Origin of the sequence: Muricoccus roseus (assembly GCF_900141905.1) — a bacterium.
Taxonomy (GTDB): Bacteria; Pseudomonadota; Alphaproteobacteria; order Acetobacterales; family Acetobacteraceae; genus Roseomonas; species Roseomonas rosea.
Window position 1 is genome coordinate 61,025 of the sequence record NZ_FQZF01000008.1, and the last position, 18,351, is coordinate 79,375.

The window sequence follows — 18,351 nt, forward strand, 5'->3', positions numbered from 1 at the left end:
GCGGGTTCCTAGACCATGCGCGCCCGGGATTGAAGCGATCCCGTGGATGGCCGTTGTCGCGTTTCGTTTCAACCTGGGCGGGAGAGGCGCCCTAGAGGGCGCGCAGCGAGAAGTCTCCCACGGTCTTCAGCGCGATGCGGAAGACGACCGTCGTGCCGCCGGGATAGGTGCGCCCTGTGCTCGGGTTCTCGGCCAGGGAGCGGAAGAAGCGCCCCTCGAAGACGACGCATTCATCCTCATAGGCGGCGGTCACGCCCGCCGCCACGCCGCGCTGGTCCTCGATGTCGTAGCGCCCGAAGACGCCGGCGCGCCAATAGGTGCCGATCCGGGTGTTGATGCCGCCATAGACCTCGCGCGTGTAGCGGACGGGCGTCCGCAGCGTGGAGGGGATCTGGTAGAGGTAGCCCAGGTTGAAGCGGGTGCCGGGCAGCCCGACCGGGTCCAGCCCGAAGCCGGCCGAGGTGTCGACCATCCGCCGGTCGCCCGTCTCGCCGTCCAGCCGGGTGCGCGCCGTTACGTCGAACCACGAGGTGGGCGCGACGGTCACCCGCCCCACCCAGTCCGATGCCCGCTTCTCCAGCCCCGAGCGCTCCTGGAACACCGCCTCGTCCGAGGCCCGGAAGGACCGCCCGGCCAGCGCCTCCACCGAGCCGCCATTGGGGAAGTACCAGGCCCCGCGCAGCGCCGCGTCCACCCGCGTGCCGCCCTCCTGCCGGTCCCGCCCGTTGAAGCGGTTCAGCTCGAAGAGATTCGCGTCGGTGAACTCGAAGTCGAGGCTGTCCTCGTTCGGGATGTCCGTCTGGCGGCCGGTGTTCGGGCCGGTCACGAGCTGGATCCGCGGCTCGATGAGCTGCGTGCCGAGGCGGCCGGCCGAGCGCACCAGGGGAAGCCGCCAGTCCAGCGCCACGCGAATGTTGCCGGTGGCCGTGGTGGTCGTGCTTTCCTCGCTGAAGTTCGGCGCCAGGTTCAGGTTGGTGGCGTTGTAGCCCAGCCCGTCCGCCTGCATGCGGAAGGTCCATTGCCCGCCCATGCTGTCGAAGCGCGGCAGCTCATAGCGAAGCCGGGTGCCGAGGCGGCGGGTCTGGGTGCCTTCGCTGCGGTAGATCTGGAAGGCGGTGGCATCGGCCGTCAGCGTGCCGCCCAGCGAGTCCCGGCCCAGCACCGTCTCGTAATACATGTCGGGAAGGACGAAGGGGATGCGGCTGGTTTCGTCCTGCTCCCGCAGGCCCTGGAAGGCCAGGGCGCGGATGCGGGCATAGGAGTTGTAGCCCCAGAAGCCCTCGGCATAGGCCGTGCTGCTCAGCACCGCCGTGGCGGGCTGGCGGTAGGCGCGCAGATAGGTCTCGCTCGTCGCACGGTTGACGCTGAAGCCGGCCTGCCAGTTCTCGTCGATGACGAAGCTGCCGCGCGAGAAGATATGCCCGCCCCAGCCCTTCTCCTCGCTCGACTCCTTGCCGTTCATGTAGCCGAGCGAGCCCTGGGCGCTCAGCTGGCCGAAGTTGAAGCGCTGGCGGTAGTTGAAGAAGCCGCTGGGCGGCGCCTGGGTCGCCACCATCGGGGTGATGGTGACGTCGCTGGAATCATCGATCGCCCAGTAATAGGGAACCTCCGCGAAGGCCCCGAGATAGTTCGTCTGGCCGAAGGAGGGCGTGAGGAAGCCCGAGGAGCGCGGCGTGGACGGGTCGGGCATCGACAGGTAGGGCGTGTAGAAGGCCGGCACCCCCGCGAAGTCGACCGTGGCGTCGCGGAAGCGGATACGCCGCGCCTCCCCGTCCTGGGTCGCGAGCCGAGAGCGGAGCTGCCAGATCGGCGGCGCCAGAGGGTCGTCGGCGCAGAGGTCGCAGGCCGAATAGACCACGCGGGAGAGGTCCATGATGACCGCCCCGCTTTCCGTCGTGCGACGGCGGGCGCCGTTGGCGGCTACCCGGCCGTTCTGGGCCAGCAGGCCACGCAGCCCCTGCACCACCGCATCCCGCATGCCGCCCTGCAGGTCGACGCGGTCCGCGAAGAGAACCTGCCCGTCGGGCTCCAGAAGCTGGACGTTGCCCTCCGCGATCGCGATGCCGGTGTCGCGGTCATAGGTGAAGCGGTCGGCGCGCAGGATGCGCTCGCCCTGCCAGGCCTCCACCGCGCCACTCGCGGTCACGCGGTTCTCGTTCTGGTCGTACTCCACCTCCGTGGCCGTGAAGGTCACGGGGGCGTCGCGGTCGAAGCTCGCGGCGCCGCCACCGCCCAGCAGCGGGCTTCCGGGAGCCCTGGGGGCCGCCGGCTGCGTCGCCGGCGCGCCCATCGGGCCCATGCCGGCGCCCAGCTGGTCCGGGCGCAGGGTCAGCGGGGCGCCCTGTGCCAGGGCAGGCGCGGGCAGGCCCGCCGGCAGCGCCAGCATCGCCAGGAAGGCCGTGCCGGCCAGCAGCCGGTTGCGGCGGGAGGGAAGCATCGCCTCGGGGTGCTTCCGCCCGGTCACGTCCGTCATCCGTCCTCCAGGTGAAGCAGAAGGGCCACCGCACACATCAGGCCGGCCGCCGCGGGGGCCCAGGCGGCCAGCACCACGGGCAGGGTTCCGGTCTCGCCGAACTCGCCGGTCACGCGGTCCAGCAGGAACAGGGCGAAGCCGGCGGCCACGCCCGCCCCGAGCATCTGGGCGACGCCGCCCTTGCGGGCCTCGCGCATCGAGAAACCGGCGGAGAGAAGGGCCATGGCGACGGCCAGCATGGGCAAGGCCAGCAGGGAATGGAACTGCAGCCGGTGCCGCACCGCGGAGAATCCCGAATCTTCGAGCACGGAGATGAAGTCGGGCAACACCCAGAAGGAAAGGGTGTCCGGGCTCGCGAAGCTGTCCTCGATCCGGTCCGGCGTCAGCTCCGTTGGCAGGCGCAGCTCATGCGCGGGGCTGGCCTGCCGGTCCGGGCCGAAGGAGATCGCGCTCTCCAGCACCCAGGCGCCACTCGCAAGGGTCGCCCGCGGCGCCTCCACCCGCCCGAGGAAGCGGTCCGCGCCCGAGATGCGCCAGACCGAGACCTCCTCCAGGGCGAAGGCCATGCCGGAGGCCGGGCTGCGGGCCGCCGGGCGGCCGGAGAGGATGGCCACGCCCTGCGGGTCCAGCTCCCGGTCCGCCTGACGGAGCCAGAGCCGGCCGCCGGCCAGGGTGGTGATGCCCGCGGTGTTGCGCAGCACGGCCGCGTCCAACCGCTCCGCCCGCGCGAGCAGCATGGCCGAGAGGGGCGAGAGCCCGGCCGTGGCGCCGGCGCCGAGCATGGTGGCGACCAGGACCGGCCCGAGCAGGAAGCCCCAGGCCGAGATGCCGGCCGAGCGCGCCACCACCAGCTCCGAGCCGCGGGCAAGGCGCCAGAAGGCCAGGATGCCGCCGAGCAGGATGGCGAAGGGCAGCACCTGCATGGCCACGAAGGGCACGCGCAGGGCGGCGATGGTCGCCACGATGCCGAAGCCCGCCTCACGCGTCGCGGCGCGGCGCAGCAGCTCGATGAAGTCGAACAGCGCGACGAGGCCGGTCAGCGCCGCCAGCATGATCAGGCACATGACGGCGAAGCGGCGCGCGACATAGGCGCCGAAGGTCAGGGGAAAGGTCACCCGGCGGCCCGCCGCGACAATTCGCCGGCCGGCGCCGGGCCGGCGACGGGCGGCGCCCGGCGCGGCCAGCCCGGCGCGCCGGAGAGCACCCAGGCCGCGATCACCCCCGGGCCGAGGACATGGAGCCAGATCAGCGGGATGAAGCGGTTATCCCGCGCCGCGAGATTGCCCACCGCGAGCCCGAGCGCCAGGAGCGAGACCACCGCCCCCACCGCGATGACGGCGGTGAGCCCCCCGCCATGCCGGCGGAAGCCGCTGGCCAGCGCGGCCGCCAGCCCCACCAGGGCGAAGGACAGGGCGGTGAAGGGCGAGGCCAGGCGGCCATGCCCTTCCGCCTTGAACTTGCGGATGTCGCGCTCCGGCAGCCCCTCCTCCGGGTCCGGGTTCAGCAATTCGCCCACGAAGCGCTCGCGGCTGTCGCGGTTGCGGGAATCCTCGGTGCGGCTGGTGCGGGCCAGGTCCACGCTGTTCTCGCCGAAGGCCAGCACGGTCAGCCGCGGCTGCGGCGGGGTCCCGGGCGGAGAATTGGGGGGCACGGCGCGTTCCATCTGCTGGCGCTGGCCGTTGAGCAGGACCACGCGCGGCCCGTTCGGGCTGGGCAGGATGACCCCGCGCTCGGCCAGGATGGTCACGGGCGCCCCCGGCTCGCGCTGGTCATGGATGAGGATGCCGCGCAGCGTCCCGTCCCGCTCGCGGATGCGGGCATAGACGGTCAGGTCGTTGCTGACGCTGCTGAATACCCCCTCCTGCAGGAGGATGGCGGCCATCTGATTGCGGATCTCGAACTGCCATTCGCGGAAGGCGGCGTGGGAGATCGGCACCAGCCAGGTCTGCAGCATCAGGCCGAGCCCGGTCGCCACCAGCGCCACCATCAGGGCCGGCCGGGCCAGACGCCAGTCCGAAAGCCCGGCGGCGCGCATCACCACCAGCTCCCGGTCCGTGGAGAGGCGGACATAGGTGAACAGGGTCACGACGAAGGTCGTGATCGGCAGGATGACCGCGAAGAAGGAGGGCAGGAGCAGCCCCGTCAGCTCCAGGAAGACCGAGAAGGGCAGGCCGCGGTCGAGCACCAGCTCGATGAAGCGGAGCGACTGGGTGAGCCAGATCAGCGCCGCCAGGCCGATGGTCACGGCCAGCAGGCTGAGGGCGATCTGCCTCGATATGTAGCGCGTGACGCGGCTCATGGGGGGCGCAACCTATCCATCCGACCCGGTGGGAGCAAATGGCCCTTCGCGATGAAGGCCCCCTTTCCACCCCGCCCCGTCAGGTCCCGAGAAACGCCCTGATGGCGTCGGCCGGAACGATCCGCACATGCCCCGGCATCGAATCGGGGCGGTGGCTCACGATGCCGAGGAGGCAGCCGCTCTCCAGGTCGAAGACGCCGGCCCCGGACTCCCCCTCGGCCATCGGCAGGGGAAGGTCGGTATAGGCGCCATCCGCCGGGCGGCTTTCGGGCACGACCGGCCCGGCGCGCACGGCCTCCCGCCGGTTGGTGGCGAGAACCAGGACGGGCTGGCCCTGCTTCGGCCCCCCGGCGCAGGGCCGGGCCGCGGGGCCGGGCGGCGCCATGCCGGCCTGGAGGAGGGCGAGGTCCTGGCCTTGCCGGTAGAGCGGCCCCACCCCCGGCTCCACATAGCCCTGGCCAATCCGCACGGGGCGCACATGCAGCACGCGGTCGCGGAAGCGGATGGTGGTCGGGATCGGGGCGCCGGAGCAGTGGCGCATCCCCGGGACGATGTCGTCCACCAGATGCGCCGCCGTGAGGAAGCGGCCTTCGCCGAGATAAACAGCCTCGCCGCGCAGGGGGCAGCCGGGGGCCCGGCCGCCGCGCAGCTCCGCCCGGAAGGCGTCCGGCAGGTCCGGCAGGCGCCTGGGCTCCCCCGGCGCGGCCCGCGCCGGCTCGTCCTCCACCCAGGAGCGGACGGAGGGAGAGGGAGAGGCGCAGGCCGAGAGAAGGGCCAGCGCCGCCAGAGACGCCCCGCCGGGGCCGTGGATCACGCGGGCAGCACCTTGCCCGGGTTCAGCAGGCCCTTGGGGTCGAGCGCGGCCTTGATCCTTCGCATCGCATCCAGCTCCGCGCCGCCGCGCCATTCTGCCAGCATGTCGGGCTTCAGCCGCCCCACCCCGTGCTCCGCGCTGAAGGAGCCGTCGAGGTCGCGGACGATGTCGTTCACGCAATCCATGATGTCATGGGAACGCGCGAGGAAGGCCGCTGCGTCCATGCCCTCCGGCTGCTCCAGGTTCATGTGGATGTTGCCGTCGCCCATATGGCCGAAGGGCACGGGGCGGCTGCCGGGGATCAGCGCCTGCAGGGCCGCGCTGCAGCGCCGGATCATCTCCGGCACCTTGGAGACGGGCACGGAGACGTCGTTCTTGACCGAGGCCCCTTCCTTCTTCTGGGCCTCCGGATGCTCCTCGCGCAGGCGCCAGATGGCGTGGCGCTGGGCCTCGCTCTCGGCCAGGGCGGCGTCCAGCACCTCCCCGGCCTCCAGCGCCTCCTCCAGCACCGCCTCCATCAGCCCGCGCAGGTCGGCATCCGGGCGGGAGGAGGCGAGGTCCACCAGCACGTAGTGATCCGCACGCTCGGAGAGCGGGAGGGTGGCGCCGTCGATATGGCGCAGCACCATCTCCATGCCGTTGCCGGACATGTATTCGAAGGCCCGCACCGCCGTCTCATCCCGGTCGCGGAAGCGGCGGAATAGGGCGAGGGCCGCGTCCTCGCTCTCCACGGCGCATAGCGCGATAGCCTCGGCCCGCGGGCGGGGGAACAGCCGCAGCACGGCGGCGGTGACGATGCCCAGCGTGCCCTCCGCACCCACCATCAGGTGGCGCAGCGCATAGCCCGTGTTGTCCTTGCGCAGCCGGCGGAGGCCGTGGATGACCCCGCCATCGGGCAGCACGATCTCGAGGCCCAGCATCAGGTCCCGCGCATTGCCGTAGCGTACCGTGGTGTTGCCGCCGGCATTGGTGGAGAGCACGCCGCCGATGGTGGCCGTGCCCTCAGCGCCCAGCGAGAGCGGGAAGAGGCAGCCTGCGCCGGCCGCCGCGTCCTGCGCCGTTTTCAGCACCACCCCGGCCTCGGCCACCATGGTCATGTCCACGGGGTCGAGATCGCGGATGCGGTTCATGCGGGAGAGGGAGAGGATGACCTGCCGCCCGCTCTCATCTGGCATGGCGCCGCCGACCATGGAGGTGTTGCCACCCTGGGGGACAACGGGGATGGCGGCCGCGTGGAGGAGGCGCATGCAGGCGGCCAGCTCCTCGGTGGAGGCGGGGCGCAGCAGGGCGGGGGAGGCGCCGCGATAGAGGCCGCGCCAGTCCGAAAGATGCGGCTCGAGGTCCGAGGGGTCCGTGACGATGCCGCGCGGGCCCAGGATGGACAGGAGCGACGCCATCAGCTCATCCGGGAGCGGGATCGCGGGGCGGGGCGGGTTCGTATCGGGCATTGGAAGAGGACCAAACGCCACCGCGAGGGGATGGGTCAAGGGCGCGATTCGCTCCGTTGCATCCGCTTCGGCGGACGCTCCTTCGGCCGCCCGCCCGCCACCAGCAACCCGATCACCGGCAGGCCCACCACCACCAGCGCCAGGGCGGCCACCGCGCCTTCCTCATAGGTGCCGCGCGCGGCCTCGGCATAGAGGGCGGTGGCGAGCGTCTCGCGGTTGAAGGGGCGCAGCAGCAGCGTGGCCGGCAGTTCCTTCATGGCGTCGAGGAAGACGAGCAGCGCGGCCGCCGAAAGCGCGGGCAGCAGCAGCGGCAGGTGCACCCGCCACAGCAGCCGCCCCCGCCCCGCGCCCATGGAGCGGGCGGACCAATCCATCTGCGGGCGGATGCGCGCATAGGCGGCGTCCAGCCCGCCGGCGGGGATGGCGAGGAAGCGCACGAAATAGGCGAGGATGAGCGCGGCGGCGGTGCCCGAAAGCGCGGGCGCCCAGTCGCCGAAGCGTTCCGTCAGGTCATCCAGCCCGCCGAAGGCGACGATCAGCCCCACCGCCGCGATCCCGCCGGGCAGGGCATAGCCCATCAGGCTGGCCCGCAGCAGCAGCGGCCCGGCCATGGCCCGGCGGTCCGGCATGGCATCCCCCCGCGCCCCGGCGGCGAGGCTGAGGGCTGCGGGCAGCACCAGCAGCGTGGCGGCGCCCGAAAGCAGCGCGCTGTTGCCGATCCAGGCACCGAGATCGGGCGGCAGGCCGAATTCCGCCACCCGCCGCCAGGCGGCCCAGACGAGATAGGAGACGGGCACGAGGAAGCCGAGCAGCACGGGCAGGGCGCAGAACAGGGCCGCGAACAGCCCGGCCAGGGGGGAGAGGGTGCGCCGGTCCGGCCGCGCGCCCTCCCGCACCGCATGGGCGCCCCGCGCCCGGCTGCGGGCCCAGCCCTCCAGCGCCACCAGGGCGGCGACGAGGGCGAGGATCATCAGCGCGATCTGCGCCGCCCCCTCCAGCGAGGAGCGGGTGATCCAGGTGACATAGACCGAGACGGTGAGGGTGCGGACGCCGAGGAATTCGGCCGCGCCCACGTCGTTCAGCGTCTCCAGCAGCGCGAGCGACGCCCCGGCCGCGATGGCCGGCCAGGCCATGGGCAGGCCGATGGAGAGGAAGAGGCGCATCCCCCCGGCCCCGAGCCCCCTCCCCGCCCGCAGCAGGTCCGCCCCCTGGGTCAGGAAGGCGGCACGGGCCGCGAGATAGACATAGGGGAAGAGCACGCTGCCCATCACCATGATGCAGCCGGGCAGCGAGCGAATCTCGGGCAGCGGGATGGCGCGGGGATCGGTGACGCCGAGGAGCGCGCGCAGCCCGGACTGGACCGGCCCCGCCGGGTGCATCACGTCCAGCCAGGCATAGGCGGACACATAGGTGGGCAGCGCCAGGGGCAGCACCAGCGCCGAGGAAAAGACGCGGCGCCCGGGGAAGCGGTGGCAGGAGACGAGCCAGGCCGTGCCCGTGCCTACCCCGACCACCACCACGCCGACGCCCGCCAGAAGCAGCGCCGTTTCCAGCACCGCCTGCGGCAGGACATAGCGGATCAGATGGGGCCAGAGATCGCCCGAGCCGCGCGCGGCGGCGATGGCGAGGGCGAGGACGGGCAAGGCGACGAGGGCGGCGCTGAGCGCCGCCCCCAGGCGGATACTGCCCGCCCGCCGGGGGCGGGGGAAATGCAAGATGGCCGGCCGAAGCCGCTTAGCGGTCGAAGCCGACCTCGTCCACGATCCGGCTGGCGGCCGCGCGGCGGGCGGCAACCTCCGGCAGGGAGACGTTGCGCGGCGTCACGGGCCCGAAGCCGGCGACGATCTCGTTCACCGGGGTATTCGGGCGCACCGGATTCTCGAAATTGCCGTCGGCATAGATCGTCTGCGCCTCCGGGGAGGCTAGGAACTCGAGGAAGCGCACCGCCTCGGCCCGGTTCGGCGCATGGCGCGTCACGGCGCCGCCCGAGATGTTCACCGCCGTCTCGTTGGCCGGCAGCACCACGCGCACGGCCTCGCCCCAGCGCTTCTGCTCCTCGCCGCCCCGGCCGGAGAGCATGAGGCCGGCATAATAGGTGTTGGCGAGCCCGACATCGCAGATGCCGGCCAGGATGTCGCGCGCCACCTCGCGGTCGCCGCCCGTCGCGCGGCGGGCCAGGTTACCCTTCAGCTTCGTCAGGTAGTCGCGCAGCCAGCCCTCTCCATGCTCGATCATCAGGATCGAGAAGAGGGCGGTGTTATAGGGATGCTGGCCCGAGCGGATGCAGACGCGCCCCTTGAAGCGGGGGTCGGCCAGGTCCTCGTAGGTCAGCTTCGCAGCCTCGGCCTCCGGGATGCGCTCGCGGGAGGCATAGATGGCGCGCGCCCGGGTGGAGAGGGCGAACCAGCGGCCCTGGGGATCCCTCAGATGGGCCGGGATGGCCGCGGTGAGGGCCGCGGATTCCACGGGCTGGGTGAGGTTGCGGTCGACCAGCTCCATCAGGTTGCCCACATCCACCACCATGGCGACATCGGCGCGGGAGCGGCTGCCCTCGGCCGCCAGGCGCTCGGCCAGCCCGCCCTGCACGAAGACCGTGTTGACCTGGATGCCCGTCTGGGTGGTGAAGCGCTCGGTCAGCGGGCGCATCAGGCCGGGTTCGCGGGTCGTGTAGAGATTCACCTCGGCCGCCCGGGCCGCCGCCGGGGCCAGAAGCAGCGAGAGGGCGAAGAGCACGGCCTTCTTCGGGCGGATCATGGTGCTGGCCTTGTTTGGGGTAGATGAAGCAGGCGCAATCTGTTCCAAGGCCGTGACGGCCGCAAGTGGCTGAGAATGCGTATCAGCCTGGGCTAGTGCAGCAGCAGCCACCCCAGCGCGCCGCCCGCCGCCAGCGCCCAGAGCGGCGAGAGGTTGCTGCGCCAGGTGAAGAGGGCGGAGGCCAGGGTGATCGTGACCGCGACGGCCACCTCCACCCCCGAGCCGCGCGCCGCCGCGGCCCCGGTGACGAGGCCGGTGGCCAGGATCAGCCCGATCGCCACCGGCACCAGCCCCGCCCGCAGCGCCGCCAGCCGCCAGTCCCCGGCCAGGCGCTGGGTGAGGCTCGCCACGGCCCAGGCGAGGATGAAGGTCGGGCCGAGGAAGCCGAGAAGGCTGGCCACCAGCCCCTGCGCCCCCGCCACATGCCAGCCGATCACGGCCACGAAGAGCACGTTCGGCCCCGGCGCCGCCGAGGCCAGTGCATAGCCCTGGGAAAAGGTGGCATCGGTCATCCACCCCCGCAGCTCCACCACCTCCCGGTGCATCTCGGGCACGGCGGCATTGGCCCCGCCCACGGCGAGGAGGGAGAGCTTCAGGAAGAAGACGAAGAGGTCCCAGGCGGCGGGGGTCATCCGGCCCTCCGCATCCGCCACACCACGGCGCCGATGGAAACGGGGCCGAGCACCAGCACGATGACCGGCAGCGGCACGCGGAACCAGGCCGCGGCGAGGGTGGAGAGCAGGCCGATCGCAATCAGCTCCGGCGGCGGCCGCAGGCGGCCGGACATGCGGAAGGCGTTGCCGATCACCATCCCCGCCGCCGCGCAGGCCAGCCCATGCATGAAGGCGCTGACGTCAGGATTATCCGCGAAGCCCTGCCAGAGCAGGACGAGGGAGATCAGGACGATGAGCGGGAAGAGATAGAGGCCGCCCGTGGCGGCGAAGGAGCCGCGCAGCCCGGCAAAGCGGCGGCCGATCATCACGGCGGCATTGCCCACATTCGGCCCGGGCAGCACCTGGCCGAGGCCGAGCACCTCCGCATAGTCGCGCTCGGTCATCCAGCGCCGCTCCTCCACCATGGCGCGGCGAACCCAGATCTGGGCCCCGCCGAAGCCCATCAGCCCCGCCTTGGCGAAGGCCATGAAGAGCTGTCCGGGGCCGGGCGACGGGTTGAGCGGAGGTTCCTCGGGCGGGGGCGCGGCATTCTTGGACACGGGCCCAAACTCCCCCTGCCCGCGCGCCAGGGCAAGGGGCTCGCGTGCGGATCAGGCCAGGGGGGCGGTCTGGTACAGGGTCACGCGCAGCCCGCCATGCGGAACCGGCGCGCCGGTCGGCAGGAAGGGCAGGCCGGTCGCATGGGCGAGGCGCGGCTCGCTCGTGACGATCCCGACGCGCCAGCCCGAGAAGCGGCGCAGCAGCGTCTGCCCGAGCGTCTGGTAGAGGGGCAGCAGCTTCGCCTTGTCCCCGATGCGCGTGCCATAGGGCGGGTTGGCGATGACGAGGCCGGGCGCGCCATCGGGCGGGACGATCTCGCTGATCGTGGCCTGCCGGAAGCTGGTCCATCCGGCGACGCCCGCGCGCTCGGCATTCGCGTGGCTCATGGCGATGGCCCCGGCATCCCGGTCGCTGCCATGGAAGCGCGCGGCGGGTTCGCGCATGCTCTTCACCTCCCGCATGCGCTGCCAGGCCTCGGCATCAAAGCTCGCCAGCTCTTCGAAGGCGAAATGCCGCGCCCGGCCGGGGTTGAGCCGTGCCGCGATCTCCGCCGCCTCGATGACGAAGGTGCCGGAGCCGCACATCGGGTCGAGCACGGGTTCCGCGCCGTCATAGCCGCATTGCCGCAGGAAGAGCGACGCCATGGTCTCGCGCATCGGCGCCGCGGCCACGGCCTCCTTGTAGCCGCGCTTGTGCAGCGGCTCGCCTGAGGTATCGACGCTGATGGTGCAGAGATCCGCCTCGATCCGCGCCCGGACGAGGATGCCGCCCTCGGCCGCGACGGGTGCGCCGAGCGTCTCGCGGATGGCGGTCTCGATCCGCTCCGCCGCCGCGCCGCTGTGATAGATGCGCGACCCGGCGCAGGAGGCCTCGACCCGGAAGGGCACGTCCGGCCGCAGCACGCCGGCCCAGGGCACGCGGCGCGCCCGGGCATCGAGCTGGGCGAGATGGGTGACGTGGAAGGAATCCAGGCGCGCCAGCACGCGCCCCGCGCCGCGGATCCAGAGATTGGCGCGCCAGACCTCCGGCCAGCCGCCCCGGATGATCGCGCCGCCGGGCACGGCGCGGGGCCGCTTGAAGCCCTTGCCGCGGATCTCGGCGCAGAGCGCCTCCTCCAGCCCCGGCGCGGTCGCCAGGAAGATCTCGAAGTCCTGTTCTGCGGTCATGGGGTGGCCTTCATCGCGGGGCCGCCGCGCGTCGCAGCCGGTCGTTGATCGCCTCGCCCAGCCCCGCCATGGGCACCTCCATCGCCGCGATGCCGCGCAGGCCGAGCCGCGCGCCTTCCGCGTCCAGCCAGCGCAGCCCGGAAAACAGCCGCGCGGCCGCTTCGGCGGTGTCGCCCGCCTCGGAAAGGCTCCAGACGGCACCCGCACCCGGCAGCGCCGGGCCGAAGGCGAGCAGCGCCTCATCCGCACCCACCGCCCGCGCGGCCAGCCGCACGGGCAGGGAGGGCGCGTAGTGCGAGAGCATCATGCCGGGCGAGCGCAGCGTCTCCGCTGCCCCTCCGGTCCCGGGAACGGGCCGGTCCACCGGGCCGATCAGCGCCTCCATCGCCTCCACCGTCACCGCGCCCGGGCGCAGCAACAGGGGGCGGGGGCCGCTGAGGTCCAGCACCGTGCTCTCCAGCCCCACGGCGCAGGGGCCGCCATCCAGCACGGCGGCGATCCGGCCGGAAAGCCCGTCCAGCACATGCGCGGCGGTGGTGGGGGAAACCCCGCCGGATCGGTTGGCCGAAGGCGCCGCCAGGGGCATCCCGGCTTCCCGCAGCAGGGCGAGCGCCAGCGGATGCCCGGGCACGCGCACCGCCAGCGTGTCCAGCCCGGCGCCGGTCAGCGGGTCGATCCGGCTCCCCGCGCGCCGGGGCAGCACCAGGGTCAGCGGGCCCGGCCAGAAGGCGGCGGCCAGGGCCTCCGCCCGCGCATCGGGCACCACCTCGGCGAAGGCGGAAGCGGCATCGGGGAAATGGCTGATCAGCGGGTTGAAGCTCGGGCGGCCCTTGGCGGCATAGATCCCTGCCACCGCCCGCCCGTTTCGCGCATCGGCGCCCAGGCCGTAGACGGTTTCGGTCGGGAAGGCGACGAGCGCGCCCTCCCGCAGCAGGGCGGCGGCGCGCGCGATGTCGCCGGGTGCGAGCCGCTCCGTCACGCGGCGCCGACCAGCCCTTCGGCGAGGAAGGGGGGGTTCTCGAATTCCGGCTTGCCGTAGCGCAGCGGCGCGCCGTCGAAGCCCACCACCCGGCCGCCGGCCGCCTCCAGCACGGCCTGGGGGGCGGCGGTGTCCCATTCCATCGTGCGGCCGAAGCGGGGGTAGAGGTCCCCTGCCCCCTCCGCCAGGCGGCAGAACTTCACGGCGGAGCCGATCTTCTCGATATGCGCGACCTTGCGCCCCTCCAGGAAGCGATCAAGCCGCGGGTCGTCGGAATAGTGGCGAGAGGCGAGGACCGTCGCGCCCTGGGGCGGGATGGCGCGGGCGCGGATAGCGCGCTGGCCGGCGGCGTCGCGCTTCCAGGCGAGGCCGAGCGGCGCGATCCCGGCGAAGATCTCCATGCTGGCCGGCACGGCGACGGCGCCGAGATAGGCGCGACCATCGACCACCAGCCCGACATTCACGGCGAAGCTGTCATAGCCCTTGGCGAATTCCCGCGTGCCGTCCAGCGGGTCCACCAGCCAGGTGCGGCGGGCCAGCGCCGTGACCAGCCCGGCCGCCACCTCCTCCTCCGCCACCACGGGAATATCCGGCGTGGCGGCGCGCAGGCCTTCGACGATCAGCGCCTCGGCCACCCGGTCCGCCTCGGTGACGGGGGACTCGTCGCTCTTGCGCTCCACGGCGAAGCCGGCCGCGCGGATGGCGTTGATGGCATGGGCGGCGCGCTCGGCCAGGTCGGCGGCCAGAGCGAGCAGGTCTTCGTCGGTCATCCCCGGGGAATAGCCCGTGCGGGGGGCGAGGGGCAGCCCTGGCCTATGCAGGCAAGGCCCGCCCGGTGCGCGCGGCATGGGCGATGTCCGGCCGTCCATTCGCCTCGGCCTGCCGCGCCGCCGCCTCCCAGTCATACGGTACGGCGCGCAGCTCGGCAGCCCAGCCGCCGGGGCCCCGGGTGAGCAGGGCGTAGCGGGCGTGGGGGCTGCCCGCCTCCATGACATGCGGCACGGGCGCCGTATCCCGGTAGGCCGGCATGCCGACGCTGCCGGGATTGACCACCATCACCCCGCCGAGCGCCACGGCGCGCGCCGTATGGGTGTGGGCGCAGAGCACGAGCCGCGCGGCGCCGATCCCGGCCAGGCGCGGCAGGATCGCCTCCTCCGCATCCAGGCACGCACGGCCGCCCGAGACATCCTCCAGCAGGTATTCCAGGTCCCCGCCCGCCGGGCTGCCATGGCAGGCGAAGACCTCCCCGCCCAGCAGGGACAGGGTCGCGGGCAGCCCCGCGATCCAGCCCCGATGCGCGGCGGTGAGGCAGCCGCGCGCGAAGATGTCCGAGGGGCCACCGCCCTCGATCACCTGGCGTTCGTGGTTGCCCGCCAGGGTCAGCCCTTCCAGCGCCATCTGCGCATCCGCCGCGCCGGCCGGGTCGAAGGGGCCGGAGACGAGGTCGCCGAGGTTCAGCACCAGGTCCGGCGACGCCGCGCGCAGGTCGTCCAGCACCGCCTCGAGGGCCAGGAGGTTGCCGTGGGTATCGGCGAGGGCTGCAATTCTCATCCGCGCAGCCTAGCGCCGTCCGCCCCTTCCGGTCCCGGGCGGCGTCGCCGCCTCCCCCGCTCAGGCCGCCCCGGTTCAGGCAGCGACGTGCAGGCTGCCCGGAGGGCCCGGATGCCCGGACGGGGTGCCCAGGTTGGCGAGACGGGCGGCGGCGATGCGGTTCCGGCCATTCCTCTTCGCCTCGTAGAGCGCCCGGTCCGCCTGCTCGATCAGGAGGGAGGCGGGCTGGCCATGCTGGGGGTAGGCGGTCGCCCAGCCGACGCTCACGGTCACCCGCTCCATCGGGCTGCCCGCATGCGGAATGCCGAGGGCCTCCACCGCGCCGCGGATCGTCTCGGCCAGCTTCCGCGCCCCGGCGGCATCCGTCTCGGGAAGCAGGACGGCGAATTCCTCCCCGCCATAGCGGGCGCCGGCATCGGCCGGGCGGCGCACTGTCATCCGGATGCAGGCGGCGATGCTCATCAGCACCTGATCGCCTTCCTGATGGCCGTAGCCGTCATTGTAGGCCTTGAAGAAGTCGGCATCGAGGAGCAGCAGCGAGAGGGAGGACCGGTTGCGGACGGCGCGGCGCCACTCCTCCTCCAGCCGCAGGTCGAAATGCCGGCGGTTCGCAAGGCCCGTCAGCCCATCCGTCGCGGCCATGACGGCCAGCTTCTCGGCCGCTTCCGTCAGCGCCCCCTCGGCGGCGATGCGGGCGAGCATCTCGCGCCGGAAGAGCAGCGCGAGCAGCGCGATCGCGCCGCAAAGCACGAGCAGGATGGAGCCGATCGCCTGCGCCTTGCGCCACCAGGCCGCATAGATCTCGTCGACCGACAGGCCGATGCTGATGACGAGCGGTAGGGAACTGATCTGGCGGAAGGTAAAGAAGCGCGTCACCCCATCGAGCCTCGCGGTGGCCACGAACTGCCCGGAAGGTGCCGAGACGAGGCGGCGGAACAGCTCGGCATCGCTCAGGTTGCGGCCGAGATCGCTTTCGGCGAAGGGGTGACGCGCGATCAGCGGGCCATCGGTCCGCAGCAGGGAGACGGATCCCTTGCTGCCGACATCCAGGCGGTTGAACAGGTCCTGGAAATAGGCGAGCCGGAGCGCGGCGGCGGCGACGCCGTGGAAGCGCCCGTCCGCGCTGGGAAGGCGGCGGCTGATCGCGATGGTGGGGTCGCCGTTCCGCAACCGGCTGCGGAAGGGATGGCTGACGTGGAGCCCCGCATTCGGCTGCTCGCGATGGACGCCGAAATAGTCGCGGTCGCCAACATTCATCCGCTCGGTCGTCAGGGCGTTGGAACTGGCGGTGACATTGCCCTGCGCGTCGATCACCACGACGGCGCCGAGATATTCCGCGGTGGCGGCACGATCGAACAGCGCCATGTGCCGTATCTCGGGGGTGGCCTCGTCCAGGCCGGGCTGCTGGAGCGCGGCGATCACGCCCTGGAGCGAGAGGTCCACCATGGCGATGTTGCGGGCGATGTCCCGCTCCAGCGTCACGACCAGGTTGGAGGCCGCCTGCTCCGCCTGGAGCCAGGCATCCCGGCGCGCGTCGACCAGGACCAGCGCCCCGAGCACCAGCATTCCGAACGCCAGGGCCATGCCGGCCGTGGTGAGCCAGCGGACCATCCGGACGGGACGCTCCCAGCGAAGCCGGGAAGACTCGGGCGCCACGGGGGGCATGGGTCTGGTGGACTCCGGGAACGGGTTTTCCGTTTACCCAGTCTAGGCGCCGCAACCCTGGGCTGCATAGAAGCATTATCACGCAAATGTGAGTTTCCTTTCATTTCATTGCTTCCCTGGTTCTTCCTGGGCGGCACAGGTGGCCTGCAACCATGCGCGGCTCGCGTGACACTTCGATGAAGCGCCCCGCGCCCTCACCGCGATGCGCGGCCCGCCATGGCGGATCGCCCGCCCGGTGCTATCTCTGGGCCGAACAGCCCTGGACGCCCCCATGCTCGACATCGCCTTCGCCAAGCCCGCCCTGCCGGAGAGCGGCGCCCTCGTCCTTCCCCTCGCGGAGGAGGATCTCGGCGGCGGATTGGTGGGGGAATGGGACCGGCTGCTGGGCGGAAGCCTCGCCCGCGGCCTCGCGGCGGCGGAGTTCAAGGGACGCAAGGGGCAGGTGGTCACCCTCTTCGCCCCGGGCGGCGGCCTGTCGCGCCTCGTCCTGGTCGGGCTCGGGAAGCGCGAGGCGCTGGATGCCGGCGGGGCCGAGGCGGCGGGCGGCCATGCGGTGGCGGCCCTGGGCAAGGAGGGCATCGCCTCCATCGATGCGCGGGCGATCGGCGGCTGGGCCGGGGCGCCGGCCGACATCGCGCTCGGCGCCGCCCTGCGCGCCTGGCGCTTCGACCGCTACCGCACGAAGGAGAAGCCCGAGGACAAGCCGCGCCTGACCGGCGTGAAGGTGCTCTGCGACGATCCGCCCGCCGCCAAGGGCGAATGGGCGGCCCGCCGCGCGGTGGCGGATGGCGTGTTCCTGACCCGCGAGCTGGTGAGCGAGCCGGCCAACATCCTCAACCCGCCCGAATTCGCCGACCGGCTGCGCAAGCTGGAGAAGCTGGGCGTGGAGGTGGAGGTCTTCGGGCAGAAGGACCTGGAGAAGCTCGGCTTCGGCGCGATGCTCTGCGTCTCCCAGGGCTCCGCGCAGCCGCCGCGCATGGTGGTGATGCGCTGGAACGGCACGGACCAGAAGAAGCGGGACAGCAAGCCCATCGCCTTCATCGGCAAGGGCGTGACCTTCGACACCGGCGGCATCTCCATCAAGCCCGCGGGCGGCATGGAGGACATGAAGTGGGACATGGCCGGGGCCGGCGTGGTCTCCGGCCTGATGATGGCGCTCGCCGGGCGCCGCGCGAAGGTGGACGTGGTCGGCCTCGTCGGGCTGGTGGAGAACATGCCCTCCGGCACCGCGACCCGCCCGGGCGACGTCGTCACCTCCTATTCCGGCCAGACGATCGAGGTGATCAACACGGATGCCGAGGGGCGCCTCGTCCTCGCCGACGTGCTCTCCTACTGCAAGAAGCGCTTCGACCCGGCCTTCATGGTGAACCTCGCCACGCTGACGGGCGCGATCATCGTCGCGCTCGGCAACGAGCATGCCGGGCTCTTCTCCAATGACGACGACCTCGCCAAGCGCATCGAGGAGGCCGGCAAGTCGGTCGGCGAGCTCGCCTGGCGGATGCCGCTGGGCGAGGCCTATGACCGCCAGATCCGCTCCGACATCGCCGACATGAAGAATGTGGGCGGCGGCCGCGCGGGCGGATCCATCACCGCCGCGCAGTTCCTCCAGCGCTTCGTCGAGGGGTGCCCCTGGGCGCATTTGGACATCGCCGGCGTGGCCTGGGGCGGCAAGGACCAGCCCACCGTGCCGAAGGGCGCCACCGCCTGGGGCGTCCGCCTGCTGGACCGCCTCGTCGCCGAGCACCATGAGGGCCGGCAGGCCCAGCCCGCCCCGGCACCCGCCGAGACAGAGGAGGCCGCGGTGAGCGGGGCGGGCAGCGCCTCCCCCGCCGTGCTGGCCGAGGGCACGCCCGGCTCCGAGGCCCCGCTCCCGGCGCCCGACCTGCCGGCGCGCCCGGCGGCGGAGCCCGCCCCCGCGCCGCGCGGCACGCGGCGCCCGGCCACGCGCCGCCCGCGCCGCTGAGGCGCGGCCGGGAGGAATCGCGGGG

The 18,351-nt window shown here is 72.6% G+C and carries 15 protein-coding genes; 1 reads left to right on the forward strand and 14 read right to left on the reverse strand.

Annotated elements, in window-relative coordinates; genetic code table 11:
* Nucleotides 1-91: 91 nt before the first annotated feature.
* The 14 genes from BUB97_RS08220 to BUB97_RS08285 all read right to left on the reverse strand — a co-directional run bounded on the left by BUB97_RS08220 (nucleotide 92) and on the right by BUB97_RS08285 (nucleotide 16,309).
* On the reverse strand, nucleotides 92-2,473 hold the full coding sequence (locus BUB97_RS08220) for an LPS-assembly protein LptD (protein WP_245818233.1): 2,382 nt from the start codon (nucleotides 2,471-2,473) through the stop codon (nucleotides 92-94).
* Entirely contained in the window at nucleotides 2,470-3,588 is a 1,119-nt protein-coding gene (gene lptG, locus BUB97_RS08225) for an LPS export ABC transporter permease LptG (RefSeq protein ID WP_073133516.1), read from the reverse strand. The genes BUB97_RS08220 and lptG overlap by 4 nt, the downstream gene beginning before the upstream one ends.
* A complete protein-coding gene (gene lptF, locus BUB97_RS08230) occupies nucleotides 3,585-4,772 on the reverse strand; it encodes an LPS export ABC transporter permease LptF (protein WP_073133518.1) in 1,188 nt (395 codons plus the stop codon). Before lptF ends, lptG begins: the two co-directional genes overlap by 4 nt.
* A gap of 79 nt (nucleotides 4,773-4,851) precedes the next feature.
* Nucleotides 4,852-5,586 carry a trypsin-like peptidase domain-containing protein gene (locus BUB97_RS08235; protein WP_073133520.1) on the reverse strand — a complete coding sequence of 245 codons (735 nt, stop codon included), beginning with the start codon at nucleotides 5,584-5,586 and terminating at the stop codon, nucleotides 4,852-4,854.
* Nucleotides 5,583-6,983, reverse strand: a complete 1,401-nt coding sequence (locus BUB97_RS08240) for an FAD-binding oxidoreductase (RefSeq protein WP_338141776.1) — start codon at nucleotides 6,981-6,983, stop codon at nucleotides 5,583-5,585. Before BUB97_RS08240 ends, BUB97_RS08235 begins: the two co-directional genes overlap by 4 nt.
* Nucleotides 6,984-7,069: 86 nt before the next feature.
* Nucleotides 7,070-8,749, reverse strand: coding sequence for an ABC transporter permease (locus BUB97_RS08245; protein WP_245818234.1), 1,680 nt, complete (start codon nucleotides 8,747-8,749; stop codon nucleotides 7,070-7,072).
* Nucleotides 8,750-8,768: 19 nt separating this feature from the next.
* The gene (locus BUB97_RS08250; protein ID WP_073133523.1) at nucleotides 8,769-9,788 is read right to left on the reverse strand and encodes an extracellular solute-binding protein; all 1,020 of its coding nucleotides are present in this window, start codon (nucleotides 9,786-9,788) and stop codon (nucleotides 8,769-8,771) included.
* 92 nt (nucleotides 9,789-9,880) lie between these two features.
* The gene (locus BUB97_RS08255) at nucleotides 9,881-10,420 is read right to left on the reverse strand and encodes a chromate transporter (RefSeq protein ID WP_073133524.1); all 540 of its coding nucleotides are present in this window, start codon (nucleotides 10,418-10,420) and stop codon (nucleotides 9,881-9,883) included.
* Entirely contained in the window at nucleotides 10,417-11,001 is a 585-nt protein-coding gene (locus tag BUB97_RS08260; protein WP_139281312.1) for a chromate transporter, read from the reverse strand. The genes BUB97_RS08255 and BUB97_RS08260 overlap by 4 nt, the downstream gene beginning before the upstream one ends.
* A 51-nt stretch (nucleotides 11,002-11,052) precedes the next feature.
* Entirely contained in the window at nucleotides 11,053-12,168 is a 1,116-nt protein-coding gene (locus tag BUB97_RS08265; RefSeq protein ID WP_073133526.1) for a THUMP domain-containing class I SAM-dependent RNA methyltransferase, read from the reverse strand.
* Nucleotides 12,169-12,178: 10 nt separating this feature from the next.
* Nucleotides 12,179-13,147 carry an L-threonylcarbamoyladenylate synthase gene (locus BUB97_RS08270; RefSeq protein WP_073133528.1) on the reverse strand — a complete coding sequence of 323 codons (969 nt, stop codon included), beginning with the start codon at nucleotides 13,145-13,147 and terminating at the stop codon, nucleotides 12,179-12,181.
* Entirely contained in the window at nucleotides 13,144-13,917 is a 774-nt protein-coding gene (cysQ, locus tag BUB97_RS08275; protein ID WP_073133530.1) for a 3'(2'),5'-bisphosphate nucleotidase CysQ, read from the reverse strand. Before cysQ ends, BUB97_RS08270 begins: the two co-directional genes overlap by 4 nt.
* A gap of 43 nt (nucleotides 13,918-13,960) precedes the next feature.
* Complete coding sequence (locus tag BUB97_RS08280) at nucleotides 13,961-14,698, reverse strand: metallophosphoesterase family protein (protein ID WP_073133532.1); 738 nt, start codon at nucleotides 14,696-14,698, stop codon at nucleotides 13,961-13,963.
* Nucleotides 14,699-14,773: 75 nt separating this feature from the next.
* Nucleotides 14,774-16,309, reverse strand: a complete 1,536-nt coding sequence (locus BUB97_RS08285; protein ID WP_175562587.1) for a GGDEF domain-containing protein — start codon at nucleotides 16,307-16,309, stop codon at nucleotides 14,774-14,776.
* Nucleotides 16,310-16,634: 325 nt separating this feature from the next.
* On the opposite strand from BUB97_RS08285, the gene BUB97_RS08290 reads away from it, so the two are divergent.
* Nucleotides 16,635-18,326, forward strand: coding sequence for a leucyl aminopeptidase (locus tag BUB97_RS08290; RefSeq protein ID WP_086062012.1), 1,692 nt, complete (start codon nucleotides 16,635-16,637; stop codon nucleotides 18,324-18,326).
* Nucleotides 18,327-18,351 lie beyond the last annotated feature (25 nt).

Excerpts from the sequence above, each read along its gene's own strand:
- BUB97_RS08290 (WP_086062012.1), top strand. The coding sequence starts at position 16,635 with ATGCTCGACATCGCCTTCGCCAAGCCCGCCCTGCCGGAGAGCGGCGCC.
- BUB97_RS08240 (WP_338141776.1), bottom strand. The coding sequence starts at position 6,983 with ATGGCGTCGCTCCTGTCCATCCTGGGCCCGCGCGGCATCGTCACGGAC.
- lptF (WP_073133518.1), bottom strand. The coding sequence starts at position 4,772 with ATGAGCCGCGTCACGCGCTACATATCGAGGCAGATCGCCCTCAGCCTG.
- BUB97_RS08280 (WP_073133532.1), bottom strand. The coding sequence starts at position 14,698 with ATGAGAATTGCAGCCCTCGCCGATACCCACGGCAACCTCCTGGCCCTC.
- BUB97_RS08285 (WP_175562587.1), bottom strand. The coding sequence starts at position 16,309 with ATGGTCCGCTGGCTCACCACGGCCGGCATGGCCCTGGCGTTCGGAATG.
- BUB97_RS08255 (WP_073133524.1), bottom strand. The coding sequence starts at position 10,420 with ATGACCCCCGCCGCCTGGGACCTCTTCGTCTTCTTCCTGAAGCTCTCC.
- cysQ (WP_073133530.1), bottom strand. The coding sequence starts at position 13,917 with ATGACCGACGAAGACCTGCTCGCTCTGGCCGCCGACCTGGCCGAGCGC.
- BUB97_RS08220 (WP_245818233.1), bottom strand. The coding sequence starts at position 2,473 with ATGACGGACGTGACCGGGCGGAAGCACCCCGAGGCGATGCTTCCCTCC.
- BUB97_RS08250 (WP_073133523.1), bottom strand. The coding sequence starts at position 9,788 with ATGATCCGCCCGAAGAAGGCCGTGCTCTTCGCCCTCTCGCTGCTTCTG.
- BUB97_RS08265 (WP_073133526.1), bottom strand. The coding sequence starts at position 12,168 with ATGACCGCAGAACAGGACTTCGAGATCTTCCTGGCGACCGCGCCGGGG.